The 18,707-nt window shown below is 38.8% G+C and carries 11 protein-coding genes; all 11 read left to right on the top strand.

Going from position 1 to position 18,707, the window contains the following annotated elements:
• The first annotated feature begins 3 nt into the window (after positions 1 to 3).
• The 11 genes from QA584_RS19315 to QA584_RS19265 all read left to right on the top strand — a co-directional run bounded on the left by QA584_RS19315 (position 4) and on the right by QA584_RS19265 (position 18,648).
• Positions 4 to 2,256, top strand: coding sequence for a helix-turn-helix domain-containing protein (locus QA584_RS19315; RefSeq protein ID WP_278270739.1), 2,253 nt, complete (start codon positions 4 to 6; stop codon positions 2,254 to 2,256).
• 323 nt (positions 2,257 to 2,579) lie between these two features.
• Positions 2,580 to 4,814: a helix-turn-helix domain-containing protein gene (locus tag QA584_RS19310; RefSeq protein ID WP_278270738.1), complete on the top strand. Its 2,235-nt coding sequence runs from the start codon at positions 2,580 to 2,582 to the stop codon at positions 4,812 to 4,814.
• Positions 4,815 to 4,905: 91 nt separating this feature from the next.
• Positions 4,906 to 6,411, top strand: a complete 1,506-nt coding sequence (locus QA584_RS19305) for an ABC transporter permease (protein WP_278270737.1) — start codon at positions 4,906 to 4,908, stop codon at positions 6,409 to 6,411.
• Positions 6,412 to 6,455: 44 nt separating this feature from the next.
• The gene (locus QA584_RS19300; RefSeq protein WP_278270736.1) at positions 6,456 to 7,409 is read left to right on the top strand and encodes a carbohydrate ABC transporter permease; all 954 of its coding nucleotides are present in this window, start codon (positions 6,456 to 6,458) and stop codon (positions 7,407 to 7,409) included.
• 52 nt (positions 7,410 to 7,461) lie between these two features.
• The gene (locus tag QA584_RS19295) at positions 7,462 to 9,078 is read left to right on the top strand and encodes an extracellular solute-binding protein (protein WP_278270735.1); all 1,617 of its coding nucleotides are present in this window, start codon (positions 7,462 to 7,464) and stop codon (positions 9,076 to 9,078) included.
• A gap of 123 nt (positions 9,079 to 9,201) precedes the next feature.
• On the top strand, positions 9,202 to 10,521 hold the full coding sequence (locus tag QA584_RS19290) for a glycoside hydrolase family 30 protein (RefSeq protein WP_278270734.1): 1,320 nt from the start codon (positions 9,202 to 9,204) through the stop codon (positions 10,519 to 10,521).
• An 85-nt stretch (positions 10,522 to 10,606) separates the two neighbouring features.
• Positions 10,607 to 11,944, top strand: a complete 1,338-nt coding sequence (locus QA584_RS19285) for an FAD-dependent oxidoreductase (RefSeq protein WP_278275208.1) — start codon at positions 10,607 to 10,609, stop codon at positions 11,942 to 11,944.
• Positions 11,945 to 12,512: 568 nt separating this feature from the next.
• Complete coding sequence (locus tag QA584_RS19280; RefSeq protein WP_278270733.1) at positions 12,513 to 14,510, top strand: methyl-accepting chemotaxis protein; 1,998 nt, start codon at positions 12,513 to 12,515, stop codon at positions 14,508 to 14,510.
• 372 nt (positions 14,511 to 14,882) lie between these two features.
• Positions 14,883 to 16,286 (top strand): MBOAT family O-acyltransferase, encoded by a 1,404-nt coding sequence (locus QA584_RS19275; protein ID WP_278270732.1) that lies wholly within the window; start codon positions 14,883 to 14,885, stop codon positions 16,284 to 16,286.
• A 21-nt stretch (positions 16,287 to 16,307) separates the two neighbouring features.
• Entirely contained in the window at positions 16,308 to 17,483 is a 1,176-nt protein-coding gene (locus QA584_RS19270; RefSeq protein WP_278270731.1) for a GDSL-type esterase/lipase family protein, read from the top strand.
• A gap of 334 nt (positions 17,484 to 17,817) precedes the next feature.
• On the top strand, positions 17,818 to 18,648 hold the full coding sequence (locus tag QA584_RS19265) for an alpha/beta hydrolase (protein ID WP_278270730.1): 831 nt from the start codon (positions 17,818 to 17,820) through the stop codon (positions 18,646 to 18,648).
• The last annotated feature ends 59 nt before the right edge of the window (positions 18,649 to 18,707 follow it).

Genomic DNA, 18,707 nt, shown 5'->3' with positions numbered 1-18,707 from the left:
AGTATGCCTGACCAAGATAATAAGATTATGGAAAAGAAAAAGGATCAGATTCACCTGAAATTGTATATTACGATGATATTTTGTGTGGTAGTGGCTATATTTTTAACCTCCACGATACTATATGTTAATTTCCAATCCATACTTATGAAACATGAGTATAAGGCCAGACTTTCGAATATGGAAACGGAAAAGGCAAGAATTACAAAACTGTCTAATATGGCACTAAGCACGGTATATCAGATATACAATGACATATCGGTAATGAAGCTTCTTTCTTATGATAATATCAATGCGGTGGATGAAAGTGCTGCCTTCCTCCAATTACGTTATTATCTAACAGCTGTGCCGGATATCGATTCCATTTATGTTTATAATGCAGGTAATAACAGAATCTATAGTGTTCTTAATGAACCGGATTTAGACAAACCCTGGAATCCGGATTATGATAAAAAAGATAATAAGTTCTATGATCGGTCGGCAGTTGCTATTCTTAATAAGACCTCTGAGTATCTGCCCTATATACCGGTGCCCAGATTTTATCCGCTGAATGGAAGTAAAACCAAATGTGTCTACAGCTATATTATGTATAAAACCTCAGTGGAGAATAAGCATCGGGATGCGGTTATGCTGAACCTGGATTCCGAATATCTTTTCCAGGGCTATGACAATGACTTAGACAGCATGAAACTGGTCATTGATCAGCATAACCAAGTGGTATATTCAAGCTCCGATCAATTTTCTGTAACCAGTCAGCTTCCCCTAAGCTTTGACCCGGAGGGAATCATCAGAGAGAAAGACTCTGGCTATTATATCACGGATATAGAAGGGGTTCCCACTGTAATTATGTTCACCGGACCTGATAAGCATAACTTTAGATATATCAGTATGATTAATTACAATAACCTGCTGTCTCAGGTAAACCGGATGCAGACCATCAGTATTCTTATAACCCTGTTGTTAGCAGGAGCCGGAATGGCGGTTGCTTATAGTTTTTCCAGAAAATTAAGCATACCCATACAAAGTATGTCCAAAGATGTAAAGAATCTAAGAAGAGAAAACAGACAGTTACAAAGGCAGGATAGAAATAGAAAGGCGGCAGAACTGCTGGAAAATGGCGGATTGGATGGGAAAGGGGAGCAAAAAACAGGACAGGAATTTCTATCCCTCCTTGGATTAACACCCAGGGAGGAAAATAAGCTTTTTTTAGTCTGCTTCTATCTGGATAATTATAAATCCTTTCAGGAAACCCTTGGAACGGAGGAAATACAGGCGTATCATTTTGCTGCCTCTAATATTTTAAGTGATTTGCTGGGAGAGGGGATAAAAACCTATCATCTGGAGATGGGAATGGATAAAAGCCTTCTTTTCCTCCAATGTGGGAAGGAGGTTTCCCAAGCTGAGCTAAAAGAGCAGATAAAAGAGATGTTAGCTTATCTGGAAAGGCATTTTGGAATTACGTTCTCTGTTATTGTAAGCCAGGCAACAGAAGATAAGGACTGTTTATATGAGCAGTACGAAAGTATAATGGAAGCCCTGACCAGAACTATTTTCTATGGGTCTGGTTATCTGATATTTCTTTCTGAATCAGAGCTTAAAGATGATGTTCAATATGAATATCCCGAACAAAGGGAGAAACAGCTGACGGAAAGCCTCATGCTTGGAAAAGCTCAGGAGGCAAGAATGATTTTTGAGGAAATAATCTCAGAAACCAATCAATATCCGATTATTATTTATAATATGGTTATCAGCCGTCTGGTATTTGCAATCGGGAGAGTGGTGACTATCCTTAAAAAGAATGGACTGGATATTTTCCCAGCCGGTTTTTTTGCCCTGTCCAATCTGATACAGGAGTCAGACAGCCTTTCTGTAAGAAATGAAAGATTTTTTGCATTATTTGAACGCATCCAGGGTGAGCTGGAGAGAAGAAAAAGCGATAAACAGGAACAGATTATTGAAAAGATAAATGCAATTATAGAGAAAGAGTATCAAGAGGCGGCTTTTTCCCTTGACTATCTGGCAGATTCCATTGGTATGTCCAATGCATATATGAGCAGGCTTTATAAACAGTATACCGGCATCACAATTATGGAAAGGCTTGGGGCAGTACGGATGAACAGAGCTAGAGAACTGCTGCTTGGTACCCAGCTGCCGGTAAATGAAATTGCAGAACGTGTAGGGTATTCAGGTTCGACTTATTTTTACCGTGTGTTTAAAAAAGAAAACGGCGTAACACCAAATGAATACCGAAGAAAATAATAATAAGTTATAATCTGCGAATCTCTGACAAAAAAGAATACCGGAATGAACTACCAACCTATTAGTAAGATGTTAGATCTGACTTAGGAAGGCAGTTCATTCCGGTGTTCTTTTTTTTCTCTCTTCCAGTTTTTGCTATCAATATAAGGCAGATTAGCCAATAATAAAGTCCGGATATGATGAAAATTACAAGAATTTATAGTTATATCAAAAAAGTGCATGTGCAAAAGTAATAAAAGGAGATGAAAAACAAGAATTGAAAGTATACAGGATTATGTGATTATACTATGATTGTGCTAACTCAATTGACATGGAGGTTGTTCGTGAAGACAGGAGCAAAGGAAAGTAAAATTTATTTAAAAGTGTCAGTTTCAATTATTTTTTGTGTTGTCATTGCAATTTTAATTACATCATCAATTCTCTATGTTAATTTTCAATCCATATTAATGAAGCATGAGTATGAAATCAATCTGGAAAAAATGGAAAGCGAGGAAGAACAGAGATTACAACTGGCCAATATTGCATTGAATACGTTATATCAGATTTACAATGACATCTCCGTTACAAAGCTCCTTACCTATGAAAAAATCAGTGCAGTTGAGGAAAGCGCTGCCTTCCTTCAGCTGCGGCATTTTCTGGTAACTATGCCTAACGTAGATTCTATCTATGTTTATAATGTGAAAAATGAAAGAATTTACAATGTGACGAATGAAAATGAGCTAATCAGGCCCTGGAATGCAGATTATTATACCAAGTCGAACTTTTATGACACTTCCGCAGCCGCAATGATAGAACATTGTACGGAGTTTACTCCCTTTATTGTTGTACCAAGATATTATCAGGTCAATGCCAAAACCACCAAATGTGTTTATACCTATATCATGTACGATATTTTCAAGAATAACAAGAAAAGAAGTGCTATTATGCTGAATCTGGAATCAGAGTATTTATTTCCGAAAAGCAGGACAGGATATCCTGGTACTGAATCCTTGGTAGTGGACGGCACCGGAAGTGTAATATATTCAAATTCCAGTAATTTTAAGGTACTTGATAATGTGAAAGAGAAATTTGATTACGGCAAAATTCTGAATAAGAAGAAAGCAGGATATTTTCTGGATGAAATTAACGGCATAAAGTCGGTGGTGATCTTTACTGACACGGATAAATACGGCTTTCGGAATGTAAGCCTTATTAATTACAATGATTTATTAGCCCAAGTGAAGAAACTGCAGTCCGTAACCATTGGAATAACACTATTAATTGCAGGAGCCGGCTTGATTGCTGCTTTCATCTGTTCTTACCGGTTATCAAATCCGATCAGAGTGATGTCAAAGGACTTTACGGCCCTGTTAAGGGAAAAACGCCGTACCGAAACCCTGACAAAAAACATCAAACTAAAGGAATTGCTGGAAAATAACGGCTTTGAAAACAGTGGTGAGCGTAAAAGCGGTGCGGATTTGCTGTCACTTTTGGGGATACCTTTTAAACGGGAACAGAAACTGGTTCTGCTATGCATCAAAGTAGATGATTACCAATATCTATTGGAAACCTCCAATTCCCAGCTGATTAGTGCCTATAAATTTGCGGCGGTAAATATTTTAACTGAATTAATGCAGGATAACTGCATTATGTACTGCCTGAATATGAGCCTGGACAAAAATCTGATTTTTGTATCTCTAACGAGTAATGAAGCAAAGGAAATACTGAATGAACATCTGATACAGATGCAGCATTTGGTACAGGAATATTTTAAAATATCCGTATCTGCTGCCCTTAGCGATTTTGAAGAAGATCCGGATAAGCTGTTTTATCAATATGAACAGATAGAAGAAGCTTTGTCCGGAAGTATTTTCTGGAAGGAAAGCAGTATTGTTCATTATTCGGATATTAAGATGAAAGAGGTACAAAACTATGAATATCCGGAAAGCAGGGAAAAACAGCTTCTGGAATGCCTTACTCACGGAAGGGCAAAAGAAGCGGAGGAAGTATATCTGGCAATTGTAACAGAAACCTATGATTATCCGGTGGTAATTTATAACATGGTAATTAGCCGCTTAATTTTTATGATAACAAATGTTGTAAATCTTATTATGAAAAACAGTTCCCTCCATTCTCTTACTAGTTCCCTCCTGCTGACCAACTTATTACAGGAGTGTGATTCATTAGAGGAGAGGAACGAGAAGTTTAAAGAGTTATTCTTACAGATTGCAAAGGATATGGAGAACAAGAAAAAAGATAGGTTGAATCAGGTCATAGCAGACATCAACCTTCTGATAGAGAAAGAATACAAAAATCCACTGTTGTCAATCGAAATGCTGGCAGAGGAGGTAGGGATGTCTGCCGCCTATATCTGCCGTATCTATAAACAATATACGGGCAATACAATTAACGAAACCCTTTTGGAGAAACGGATGGAGCATGCCAGGGTACTGCTGGTGGAAAGTGCCCTGTCGGTAAATGAGATTTCAGAAAAGGTTGGTTTTACCGGCTCCTCCTATTTCTACCGGGTATTTAAGAAGGTCAATGGAGTAACTCCCAATGAATACCGCAGAAAATAAGAGCGGTATTTTGTTGGGAAAGTAAATAGAAAATTTATTACATATACGTCCGTTTTGGTACGTGTGCCGGAGAGCACAGATAGGAGTTAGTGTGAAAAAGGTAAAGAAAGAAAGTAGTGCTGCCCTTACAGGCGGAGGCGGCAGTATTGCAGAACGTGTTTACAGAGGTAAAAAGGCAGGTATATGGATTTCTTATGCAGTCTCACTGATATCAATACTTTTGTTTACCTTGGTAAGGACGATCAAAATAAGGGACGCAGAAAGTCTCCTTCTGGTCCTAAAGCAAGACAGCTTAAAAGACAGCTTAAGTACAGGTTACTCTACACTTAATATACTGTCCTTTGTCTATCGAAGCGGCAATGGAAAACAGGGTGCTTTTGCCATGGCTATATTCGCCGTAACAGTTGTTACTGTTATATTAAATATCGTGTATTTACTGAAATTTAAAAAGTACAGCAATACCGGGAATAATATCAAAATCTATGAAGCCGGACAATATGCCATGGTTTTTAATATCTTACTAAGCCTGTCCATAATTGGGTTTTGCATTTATTCGAATGCAGTACTGGGGCTGGTCAACGTTTTTTATCATTCCTTTCTGCTTTTTGTAATTATAATAATTTCGGTGGCAGGTTTTGTTTTAATCAAACAGCTGGAAGCACCCGAGCGTAATCGGTATAAAGAGCCGGGTTTTTTCCTGGAATTAAAAAGAAACTGGATTCTATTTGTACTGCTGCTGCCGGCAATCCTGTATTTTATTGTAAACAGTTATCTTCCCATGGCAGGTATTTATTTTGCCTTTGAAAAATTTAATTTCCGTGATGGATTATGGACCAGTCCTTTTGTTATGTTTGATAATTTTGAATACATATGGAAAGCAGATCTTTTAAAGCTGGTAAGGAATACAGTGCTTTATAATCTGGTATTTATCATCTTAGGGCATCTATTCAAGATACTGACAGCTATATTAATCAGTCAGATTACCAGCAAATGGTTCAAGAGACTGAATCAGACCCTGATATTCATGCCCCATTTTGTATCTTATGTACTGCTGAATGTAATCGTGTATAACCTGCTGACCTATGAAACCGGTGCAGTCAATACCTTTTTGTCCTCCATTGGCTTGGGACGTATTGATTTTTATAACAATCCGGGTTATTGGCCCTTTATCCTTGTATTCTTTGAATTATGGAAAGGGGTAGGTTATGGGTCAGTGGTTTATCTTGCAGCAATATTAGGTATTGACCGGACCTATTACGAAGCAGCGGAGGTGGATGGGGCCAACGTCTTTCAGCAGATTCGGTATATTACTTTACCGTTACTAAAAACCACCTTCATCATCCTGGTATTGTTTTCTCTGGGTAATATCATGCGTGGACAATTTGATCTATTCTATCAGACAGTTGGGAATAACGGGCTTTTATATAATACAACGGATATTTTTGATACCTATGTATACCGGCTTACCATGACAAATCCACTGAATAACGGTTTGGGTACCGCGGCAGGTCTGTTCCAGTCCATCTTTGGCTTTGTGACGATTGTTCTTACGAATTATATCGTAAAGCGCAAAAATGATGACTATGCATTGTTCTGATTTAATAAAACAGACAGATGGGTGCTGCAGAAGAAAACCATTCTATGGATAGAATTTATAACAGAAAGGAATATACAGTGGGTATGAAATTTAACAGGAGAAATAAAGCAGGAAAAATAAAGAAGTCAGGGTATACCATTACCTTTGACCTGATCGCATACATATTTTTAACGATACTTGCAGTGGTATGTATCTTGCCCTTTCTATTAATCGTATCGGGGTCCCTTACTGAAAACAGTACCATACTCCACGATGGATACAGTTTGCTGCCAAAAAAAGTTTCACTTGATGCCTATAAACTCATTATGGAGAATCCAAGGGATATCCTAAATGCCTATAAGGTAACCGTATTTGTTACAGCAATCGGTACCGGAGTGGGATTACTCGTTACTACTGTTACTGCTTATGTATTATCGAGAAAAGAATTTAAGTATAAGAACAGAATATCCTTTATGATCTATTTTACCACCATATTCGGAGGAGGATTAATACCCTGGTATATTACGATATCAAAGATACTTAATCTCCATGGGACCTTAACGGCCCTGTGGCTCCCGGGAATTCTTTCTTCCTATAACATTATTCTTATGAGGACTTTTATCAAAGGCTCCGTTCCGGAGGAAATGACGGAAGCAGCAAAGATTGACGGAGCGGGACATGTCAGTATCTTTTGGAAAATCGTACTGCCGGTACTTGGTCCGGCTCTTGCTACCATTGGTTTATTCCTGGCCCTTGGCTATTGGAATAACTGGCTGAGTTCCTCCTTATTCATAAACGATGCTTCCAAATACATGCTCCAGTTCTATTTGTATAACCTTTTAAACAGGGCACAGGCAATCAGGGATCTGGCACTTACCTCAGGTATTGTTCTAGAGGTTCCTACCGAGTCTACAAAGCTGGCAATGACAGTAATCGCGACAGGACCAATCATCCTGTTATACCCCTTCCTGCAAAAATACTTTGTATCCGGAATTACCGTAGGGGCGGTAAAGGGTTGATATTTGGCACCATATGTGCTTAATATAAATATATATTATAGGAGGAAATGTAATGAAAAAAATGATCAGTATTCTATTGGTACTATGCATGACCCTTACTTTGGTGGGCTGCAAAGGCAAGGCTTCTACAAGTGTGGAAGGCACCAACACCGCCACAGAAGCAGAAACAAAACAAAGTGAAAGTAATGAGACCGCTAATTCGGACTCAAGTGATCCAAAGGTAAGATATGATCTTTCTCAGCCAGCTAATTTAGTTTTTTACCTGGTGGGTGATCCTGGAAAGGATTATCAGGCAGTAGTAGACGAACTGAACAAATATTTAACGGAAAAAATCAATACCACCATCGAATTCAGATTTACTACCTGGACCGATTGGTCCCAGAAGTATAACCTGGTTTTATCCTCCGGTGAACAATGCGATTTAATGTATGCTGCCGATTGGACCAACTATAGTACCTTGGCTAAAACAGGTGCATTCTATGCACTAGATGATTTGCTAAAGGAGTATGCTCCAGACATAACCGGCTTAATTGACCAAAAAATTCTTGATATGTGTAAGGTTGACGGTGCACTTTATTGTGTCCCGGCAGACCAGAAAACCTATGCAGCCAGCGGTATCCGTTATCGTGAGGATTTAAGAAAGAAATATAACCTTCCGGTTCCAAACACCCTGGAAAATTTTGAAGCCTACATAAGCGGGATTCAGAAAAACGACCCGGACCAGGGACTTCTTTCTCCTATCACGGTATCCAATAATTACAGTGATGCCTTTTATATGAACGCAATTTTCGACTTGAAATATAGTAAGGCTTTATCCAACTATGGTTTACTGGTTTCCTATGATTCCCCTATGCAGGTAATGGATTATTGGAGATCACAGGATTTCATAGATAATATGAAACTGTTAAAAAAATGGGCAGATATGGGATTCTGGTCAAAAAGCTCCCTGTCAAAGACGGAAGAGGACAGCTTTGATGAAGGCTTAATCGTAGCTTCTGTTGGCGGCATGAATCAGGATAAATGGATTGGATCCTATAATATGGCAAAGGATAAGCATCCGGACTGGGAGGTTGGATATGTAACCTATGGTCTTGTTAATGGCAACATCGCACCGGCTTCTCCTCTGCAGAATGCAACTGTTATCCCCCACAACTCTAAAGATCCCCAAAGAGCACTGATCGCACTGGACTTTTTAATGACAGACGAGAAGGCGAATGATCTGGTTCAGTATGGTATACAGGGTAAGCACTGGAACCTTATTGAGGGTAAATATTATGAAGAAATCAAGGATTCCGGTTTTAGCTATGAGAACATGAATACCTGGGACTTAAGAAATCACCTCTTAAAGAAAGAAATGAAACCCACCGGTGACACGGCATATGATGATATGATTGCTTCCTATGATGCAGCTGCAGCAAAAAGTAAATGGGAGGGAAAAAGTCTGACTACCGGTTTTATAGAAGATTATTCATCCTATGAAATTGAAAGAGCCAACTTAAATTCCGTTATTGCCCAGTACCTGACACCGATACAAGCCGGTCTTGTAGAGGATGTAGAGGCTTCCATCAATGAATTCTTAAAAGAAGCGGATGCCGCAGGACTTAAGAAAATCCAGGACAGCTATAAAGAACAGTGGCTTGCACACTGTGTAGAATTCGGCTATAAATAAAGACTGTTCTACCTACAGCTTTATGAGAGGTTTGTAGTTGTATGTAAAAATGGGGGTGTTAACCCCCCATTTTTATATCAGAAAGAAATCCTGAAACTACAGGTAATACGAGGAGATTAAGATATGAATATTTACACATCCAATGCAGAACAGCAGATGGTAAGGACGGAGAAAGAATTTTATACGGATTATGAAGCAGAGAATAAATTAATCAAGGTATATGCAGAGGAAGTAAGACAGGAGATACTGGGTTTTGGAGGAGCACTTACAGAAGCAGCAGCCTATACCTATTACCGGATGAGTAAGGAAAAGCAGGAAAAACTTACAGCGCTGTACTTCGGGGAGCAGGGAAATAATTATAATTTCTGCAGACTGCATATTCAAAGCTGTGATTTTTCTTTGGGTAACAATTCCTACGTAACAGATGAGGCGGATACGGAACTGAACAGTTTTTCTATTTCTCAGGATGAAAAATACGTAATACCTTATGTAAAAGAAGCGTTAAGTAAGAATCCAGAAATACAGTTCTTAGGCAGTCCCTGGAGTCCCCCTGCCTTTATGAAATCCAATGGCGAGATGAATCAGGGAGGCAGGCTTTTAGAAGAATATTATGAACCTTGGGCAAAAGTAATTGTCAGGTATCTGAAAGAATACAAAAAGCAGGGAATTGAAATCACCAGATTAACCGTCCAGAATGAACCCAAAGCGGTTCAAAAATGGGATTCCTGTATCTTTACAGCAGAGGAGGAAAAGAGATTTGCCTGTGATTACCTGAAGAAAGAACTGATTAAACAGGGTCTTTCTGAGGTTAAGATTAATATATGGGATCATAACAAGGAACGGGTATATGACAGGGCCAGGGCTTCTATCTCAGGAGAGGAGGCTTATGCAGCCATTGACGGGGTAGCCTTTCACTGGTATTCAGGGGATCATTTTGAAGCATTACAGCTGGTAAGGGATAGATATCCTGAGAAAGAACTGCTTTTTTCCGAAGGCTGTGCGGAGTATTCCAAGTATAGAAACCCAAGCCAGGTATCAGTGGCAGAACATTATGCACATGATATGATCGGAAATCTGAATTCCGGTATGAATGCTTATATGGACTGGAATGTAATTCTGGATTCGCTTGGCGGACCAAATCATGTGAATAATTTCTGTGATGCACCGGTTATGTGCGATGTGGAAAACGATGAAATTGAAGTGAAGCTTTCTTATTATTACATCGGACATTTCAGCCGTTTTATCAAAAAAGGGGCCAGACGGGTTGTGGTTTCCCGGTATACGGATCAGCTTGAGGTTACAGCGTTCGTGAATCCAGAGGGGGAAAAGGTTGTACTGGTCTTAAACAAAACAGAAACTTCCCGGGAATTTAAGCTCTGGGACAATGACAATATCTGTGATCTTACAATTTGCCCCCACTCTATTATGACAATCGTTTATTGAGTAACGAATCACAGGTCAAGAGAATAGTGATTAAGAAAGTAAAAATAGTAAGGAAAGAAAGTAAGGAAAGAAAGAAGTGAGTAAAATGAATATACCCTTTTCCAGGGAAATACCTCTAAACGATCAATATGATGTCATCGTAGCCGGGGGAGGACCTTCCGGCTGTGGGGCTGCCATTGCAGCCGCCAGGGAAGGAGCCAGTGTATTATTAATAGAAGCAGCGGGAGCCCTGGGAGGAATGGGAACCAATGGTCTGGTACCTGCGTGGTGCCCATTTTCCGACCGAACGAAAATCGTTTATCGCGGTATTGCTCTTGAAGTCTTTGAAAAAGCCAAAGCAGAAATGAAGCACGTTAAGCAGGAGGATTTGGATTGGGTTCCCATTGACCCAGAGGCATTAAAAAGAGTTTATGATGAGCTTGTCACCAATGCCGGTGTAACAGTGCTGTTTTATACCCAAGTGCTTGCCGCCATTTGTGAAGGACAAAAGATTGACTATATAGCTACTGCCAATAAAGCAGGAATTACAGCCTATAAAGCGAAGATTTATATCGATTGCACCGGGGATGCCGATCTTGCTGCCCTGTCTGGTCTGGAGTTTGAGTATGGAGAAGAAGAAAATCATGAAGTCCAGCCTACGACCCATTGCTTTATGATCGCGAATGTAGATGATTATCATTACCGTAATATGCCTTTTCTTCATATGAATAATAAAGACAGCGCGGTTTATGATATTGCCAGATCCGAAAAATATCCTCTGGTAACGGACCCTCACTGCTGTAATTCAGTAATCGGACCAGGAACCGTTGGTTTTAATGCAGGACATATATGGGATGTGGATGCAGCAGATCCTTTTTGTGTATCAAAAGCCATGATGGAAGGACGTAAAATTGCTTACCAATATCATCAGGGCCTTAAGGAATATCTGCCGGAGGTCTTTGGAGGTTCCTTTCTGGCTGCAACAGCACCTGCTATGGGAATCCGGGAATCCAGACGTATTATTGGCGAATATACAATAACTTTAGCAGATTATATGGAGCGGCGCAGCTTCCCGGATGAAATCGGCCGTAACTGTTACTTTTTAGATGTCCACCATTCAATAAGAGAACGGGAGAAACTGCTAAGAGGGGAGAGTAATGGGCAGGAAGGGCATCAAGGGTATTTAGACGGAGAATCCCACGGAATTCCTTATAGAAGCCTAATCCCCAAAAACCTCAAAAATATGCTGGTGGCAGGAAGGAGCATCTCCTGTGAGCATATAGTACAAGGCAGTATAAGGGTCATGCCGGTATGCCTGGTAACAGGTCAGGCTGCCGGAACGGCTGCCAGACTGGCCTGTGATACTCCGGATAATGAGGTTAGAGCAATTGATATTAGCAAATTAAGAGAGATACTAAAACGCAACGGTGCATTTTTGGAATAATTCAGCAGTAAATTGATCGTATAAAAAGTTCTTTCCATTTCGGAGAGAGCTTTTTTTAATTTCTATGAAAGTTCTAACTCATGACCCACTTAAGGAAGATTGTCACTGTCGTGACTGCGTGTCAGCGCTAGAGTCTGGCAAGCCAGATTCTTTGCTCTTTTACAGTAGTTCTCTGAACTATCCTCGTAAAATAGAAAGCACTCTGTTCCGAATGATGATATACATTATCTGTGAAGCAACAACTGTTTTGTATCAAATAGGAGTTTACAACGTAAGGTTGCCGTAACAGGACAGTAATCGTGAAAAATATAACAATTATTTTCGAAGAAAGCATAAAATATGGATAAATTTTCATAAAAAAGTCGTATGGTGTAGAAAAATGTTGAAAAATAAAAAATGCGTAATATAATTAATAGTAGATAGGTAAGTATGCATACAAAGGGTTATAAGGATATCCATGTTTTATTCGTTCGCAAAAATAAAAGGGAAGGAGTTAATAGCTCATAATTTTCTGATGGCTAATAATGCCATAAAATCTTAACAAAACATTCTTATTTCGGAGGTAATTATGAAGATAATTCATTCACTAAGATTTAAATTGATGTCTATTCTGTTATTGGTAGCTATTATCCCCCTGGCGATTCTGGCGATTTTTCAAATTGAAAGATTTACTCAGACCATATCTTCTAACTTAAAAGCAGAGGAAGTGCAACTTGTTAATTCAAATGCCAAGCAAATGGATACCTGGGTAAATGGCAAGGTTAATCAGCTTGTATCACTTTTAGAAGCACATCCTGAGTTTAAAGAGATGAATTTAAATGATATAATGCAAATCCAAAAGGTAATCGGTGAAAGTGATGCTGAAGTAGAAACCTCTGTTGTTTCGGATAAAGACGGAAATTCTATCAATCAAAATGGGGAAAAGATCAGTGTAGCTGAACGAGATCATTTTAAAAAGGCAAAGGAAACGAAAAAGCCTGTAATAAGTGATGTTCTTGTCAGTAAGGCGACCGGGAACCGTATGATATCCGTAGCCGTTCCCATATTAGATAACGCTGGTAACTTTCAGGGTATTATACAAAGTAATATAGTAGTTAAGGCATTTGAGAATACTCTGGGGGATATAAAAATTGGAAAAACAGGCTTTGTTTTTCTGATATCAAAGACAGGTGATTTAATATACCATCCTGATGAGAAGTTAATTGGACAAAACGTATTTGATTTAGGTATTAGTGAATCGACCCGTAAAGTATATAAGGAAATGCTGGAAAAAAATGACGGATTTTTTACCTATACGGATGATAATGGGGTTGAAAAAATAGCTTCTTATAGTGTTGTTCCAAGCACTGACTGGCGGGTAGTGGCTATGGCTCCGTCCAGTGAAGTTTATTCTGAGCTGAACAAGACAACTCAATTATCCGGGATTGTTATTATAATAACAATTATAATTATTATTGTTTTATCGTTTTTTGCTTCAAATTATGTATCCAAGCCAATTAAAACCTCCGCCGATTATCTAAAAGTATTGGCAGGTGCCGATTTTTCAAGGAGCATTTCAGAAAAAGTACTTAAAAGAAAAGATGAAATCGGATTACTTGCAAAGAGTGTTGAAATAATGAGTAAATCGGTGAAATCGGTACTGGAAAATGTAATTGAGGAAGCGAAGGATGTTAAAAACAATGTTGTGAGTTCAAACAGAAATTTATCTGAGCTGGCCACGCAAATTGAGGAGGTTTCTGCTACTACAGAAGAAATATCTGCCGGAATGGAAGAGACAGCCGCAACAGCAGAGGAAATGAATGCAACCTCTGTAGAAATCGAGAGTGCGATAGAAGCAATGGCAGCAAAAGCACAGAATGGTTCCTCCATTGCAGCAGAAATAAGCAAGCGTGCACTAGAATTGAAAAATAATGCATTGGTATCCCAAAAGTCAGCACATGACATCCATCAGACGATTGACAAGGATATGAGATTATCAATCGAAGAGTCAAAAGCAGTTGAACAAATCGATATATTGACCCAATCTATATTGCAGATCACATCTCAGACTAACCTTCTTGCTTTAAATGCAGCGATAGAAGCTGCCAGAGCAGGGGAAGCTGGTAAGGGATTTGCTGTAGTGGCAGATGAAATCAGAAACTTGGCTGAGAATTCTAATAGAACCATAAATGAAATTCAGAATGTAACGAAACGGGTAGTTACCTCTGTCCAAAGTCTGGCAGAAAATTCTGAAAAAGCTTTGGAATTCATTGATTCAACGGTTATTAATGACTACAAAACCATGGTTTTAATCGGAGAACAGTACAATGTGGATGCCGAAGCGGTACAAGAACTGGTTACTGATTTTGGTGCAACAGCAGAGGAGTTGAATGCCTCAATTCAGACAATGGCAAAATCAATCAATGAAGTTTCAATTTCCAACAATGAAGGAGCCCAGGGAACTCAAAACATAGCAGTAAAAGCCTCTGAGGTAATGCAGCGGTCTATGCAGGTGTCAGATACCATGGCAGAACTTGAAGACAGTTCTAAGAGACTTTCCATCAGTGTGGAAAAATTCAAGCTGTAAGGTGTAAACAGAGTTAAATTGCATTGAATTCGAAAAAGCAGGAAGTTTTGGTAAAACAAAACATCCTGCTTTTTCGGTGTGCCCGGCGGACACAGGTTCTTTAATCCCCCACTGCAGCGCAGATACAATAAGAGGGCATTCGAATACCAGAAATTAGGTTATTACAATATAATTAAATAACTGTTTAAAAAAACAGCGCATTTTGTCTTATTTACTAGTTTCATGTTATTTATTTGTAATAGTTCTTTATCAAAATGTAAAACTAATTAAAGCTTACGTAATGGTATTATTTTTATAATAGTGTATAATTCTTTACTGGTAGTAATATTTAATACTATTAAGATCAGATTTAACATAAGGGAGGACACTATAGTGGTCTTTAGTAGTTTAGAGTTTATATTTCGTTTTTTGCCTGTTTTTCTTATTTTGTATTATACCGTACCGATAAAATACAGAAATCTGGTACTTTTTCTTGGAAGTATATGTTTTTATGCATTGGGTGATACGAAATCCCTGATCTTAATTTTTCTGTCCATTATAATCAATCACCTTGCAGTTAAAAACATGGAGCAGGCAAGGCTGGTTCCGAGTAAGAGAAAACTGTGGCTGATAATAGCTTTATTTTACAATTTTGGAATTCTGTTTTTCTTTAAATATATTAATTTTGCCATTGATAATATCAATCATATCCAAAAGATTTTTTCTCCTGGAAACGGGATACCTTCCCTGGATACAGTGCTGCCTCTTGGTATCAGCTTCTATACATTTCAGGCAGTATCTTATGTCATTGATGTTTACAAGGGAGAGGTTAATGAAACCACTTCCCTTTTTAAGTTCGGTACTTATCTGCTTATGTTTCCGAAGCTGGTATCCGGACCGATTGCCACTTATAACGAAATTAGGGAACAGCTTACGGACAGGAGTTATAATCTAATTAAATTTGAAAAAGGATTAAAACTGTTTACCATAGGACTAGGAATTAAGGTGCTGCTGGCAAACCGGCTTGGCATCCTGTGGAATGATATACAGACCATTGGTTTTCAGAGCATATCCACACCCCTTGCCTGGCTGGGAGCAGTGACCTACAGCTTACAGCTGTATTTTGATTTTTCGGGATATTCCCTAATGGCAATAGGAGTAGGAAAAATGCTGGGCTTCACTCTGCCAATTAACTTTACCCATCCATATATGGCTAAATCCGTGTCGGAATTTTGGAGGCGATGGCATATTACGCTGGGGATGTGGTTTAAGAATTATGTGTATATCCCCCTCGGAGGCAATCGAGTAAGCAAAAAGCGGCTGGTTTTTAATTTATTGGCAGTCTGGCTGTTCACTGGCTTATGGCACGGAGCCAGCTGGAACTATGTATTATGGGGATTGGTTCTATTTTTACTGATACTTCTGGAAAAATTATATTTAAAACCTGTACTTGACCGTTCAAAGGTTATCTCAAGAATCTATGTCCTTATTATACTCCCTATGACCTGGATGTTATTTGCCATTAATGACCTAAAGGATATCGCCGTTTATTTTGGTAGAATGTTTGGTATAACAGCAGGGATTAATATAAATACTTATGACGTTTTGAAATACCTGGATCAGTTCAAGTGGCTTCTGATCGCAGGAATCTTCTTTTGCTTCCCCTACGGCTTTCGGTGGTTTGCAAAACACGATAACAGCATACCCTGTACAATAATTTTGATTATCGTATTCTGGTATTCTGTTTACAATTTATCAAACGGTCTGAATAATCCGTTTATGTATTTTAATTTTTGATGGCAGGAGTGAAAGAAAGATATGAAGTATTTCAAAAATCCAAAAAAATATCCTTTGACCATAACCATACTCATAAGTACCTTAGTCTTTTCAGTAATGGGATACCTGGGGAAAAGAAGTATTTATGCGTCCTATCCCATTGACTTTATTAAGACTCCTCAGCTTGCTGCAGTATTTGAAGCTATGAATGATGATATATTCCCCTGGAATCTAAAGGGTTACACGAATATTAAAACGGTTTCTATTTCTACTGATACGGTATATGCTCCATTGGATGACACAGTCAAAACAGCGGAGGAGAATTCCCTTAGTGGGGAGGAAGTTGATGGGAGTAACAAAGCCCAGGAAAATCAGCCCCCGACTGGTATAAAGGAGTCCAATACCCAGGAAGCGTCTGATAACGTAACTAAGGGTACAGCAAAACCAGGTACAGCAAAACCAGGTACAGCAAAACCAGGTACAGCAGAGCCAGGTACAACAAAACCAGGTACAGCAAATCCGGGTGCAGCAGAGCCAGGTACAACAAAGTCTGATGCAGCTTATACTGATGAAACAGACTCGGTTCAGGATAATGAAACCGGCAGCGAGCAGGACACCTACCAGTTTGAAACCGTAAAAGAAAGTTATTTTGACGATGCGCTATTTATCGGTGACTCCAGGACAGTAGGGCTATCGGAGTATTCCGGATGGAAAAATCCTACCTATTTTGCAGATGTAGGTCTTACGATATACGATGTTTTTGATAAGAAAATAGCTGAGGTAAACGGTAAAAAATATACCATTGATAAAGCTCTTGAGAAGAAACAATTTAACAAGATTTATATCATGCTTGGGATAAATGAACTGGGTACTGGCAATACAAAAATATTTATAAAAGAATACAAAGAGGTAATTGAAAAAATACAAAAACTCCAGCCGGAAGCTATTATATTTGTAGAAGGTATCATGAATGTATCTAAGAAAAAATCGGATTCCGATCCGATTTTTAACAATAAGAATATAAAAGATAAAAACGATCATCTTGCCTTACTAGCGGATAATAAGAATATATTTTATATTGATGTAAATGAAGCTATTACAGATAAAACCGGTGGCATACCCCAGGAGTATACCTTTGATAATATTCATCTAAAGGCCGCCTATTATAATATATGGACCAAATTCCTGATGAAACATGGTATTGTAAAAGAAGGATAACGATAAGGAGCTGCGGCAGATTCAAAGACTACCTGGGAAAGAATCAGGATTCTAGTTAAAAAATATTGTGGAAAGTATATGCGAATGGCTGCAAGAAACAGAATGCAGCCATTCGCATATTTTTGTGAGCTTGGAACAAATTTTTACAAACTATACTCCTGATTCTATGCCCAGGCTGGTATCCTTTATTTTACGACAACCCCAGGTTTCATATCTTTATATTTGCAATACTCTCAAAGCTGTGTTTTGGGAAGTTATAACTAATTTTGGGTCTGTCATTTTTGATTAGATGGAGTAAAATAGATATATCAATATAAATATAAAGGAGATCATTATGGCACTTATCCAAGTTAATTTCTTTTCCAAATCACTGATGAGAACAGTCCCTATGAATGTTATTTTGCCGGTGGACAAGCTTACGTTTCCGGGAATGCCGGTAAGAGAGAACAAACCCTATAAAACCTTGTACTTATTACATGGGGTATTTGGAAATTATACGGACTGGGTTAGCGGCACCAACCTGCTTCGGTTAGCAGAAGAAAATGAGCTGGCGGTTGTTATGCCCTCAGGTGATAATATGTTTTATGTAGATCAGCCGGCAGCCCATAATATGTACGGAGAATTTATCGGTGAAGAATTAGTTGAAATAACCAGAAAAATGTTCCCGTTATCGGATAAAAGAGAGGATACCTTTATAGGCGGACTTTCTATGGGAGGGTATGGAGCTATCCGCAATGGTTTAAAATACCATAATACCTTTGGTTATATTGCTGGTCTGTCCTCTGCCCTGATTCTTGAGGATATGGATAAAAGAACAGAGGATTCCTTCTTTTTATCCTCCCGCAGTTATGCAGAAAGCTGTTTCGGTGATTTAACCAAGCTGTTGGAAAGTGATAAGAATCCAAACTGGCTGGTTAATAAACTGGTGGCAGAGAAGTCAGATGTGCCAGAGATCTATCTAGCCTGCGGTCAGCAGGATACACTGCTTCCCAATACCGTACAGTTTTATAACCTATTAAAAGACCTTGGGCTTAAGGTGACCTATGAGGAAGGACCTGGCGGACATGACTGGGATTTCTGGAACCAGTATATTAAAAAGGTATTGGACTGGCTTCCCCTTGAGAAAAAGGGCTTGGGTGTTAACAGTGGTAATGTAGGAATATAGCAATTTATGATATCCGGTAGGCAAATGTTGAAATTTGTGTACCGGATATCCAATTTTGA

The sequence above is a fragment of the Anaerocolumna sp. AGMB13025 genome (assembly GCF_029689925.1).
Taxonomy (GTDB): domain Bacteria; phylum Bacillota; class Clostridia; order Lachnospirales; family Lachnospiraceae; genus Anaerocolumna.
The sequence above is the reverse complement of the archived record's forward strand: the minus strand, read 5'-3'. Positions and strand labels throughout refer to the sequence as shown.

Bases quoted from the DNA above. Each gene is read 5' to 3' on its own strand.
- QA584_RS19315 (WP_278270739.1), top strand. From the start codon at position 4: ATGCCTGACCAAGATAATAAGATTATGGAAAAGAAAAAGGATCAGATT.
- QA584_RS19300 (WP_278270736.1), top strand. From the start codon at position 6,456: ATGGATAGAATTTATAACAGAAAGGAATATACAGTGGGTATGAAATTT.
- QA584_RS19295 (WP_278270735.1), top strand. From the start codon at position 7,462: ATGAAAAAAATGATCAGTATTCTATTGGTACTATGCATGACCCTTACT.
- QA584_RS19290 (WP_278270734.1), top strand. From the start codon at position 9,202: ATGAATATTTACACATCCAATGCAGAACAGCAGATGGTAAGGACGGAG.
- QA584_RS19285 (WP_278275208.1), top strand. From the start codon at position 10,607: ATGAATATACCCTTTTCCAGGGAAATACCTCTAAACGATCAATATGAT.
- QA584_RS19280 (WP_278270733.1), top strand. From the start codon at position 12,513: ATGAAGATAATTCATTCACTAAGATTTAAATTGATGTCTATTCTGTTA.
- QA584_RS19270 (WP_278270731.1), top strand. From the start codon at position 16,308: ATGAAGTATTTCAAAAATCCAAAAAAATATCCTTTGACCATAACCATA.
- QA584_RS19265 (WP_278270730.1), top strand. From the start codon at position 17,818: ATGGCACTTATCCAAGTTAATTTCTTTTCCAAATCACTGATGAGAACA.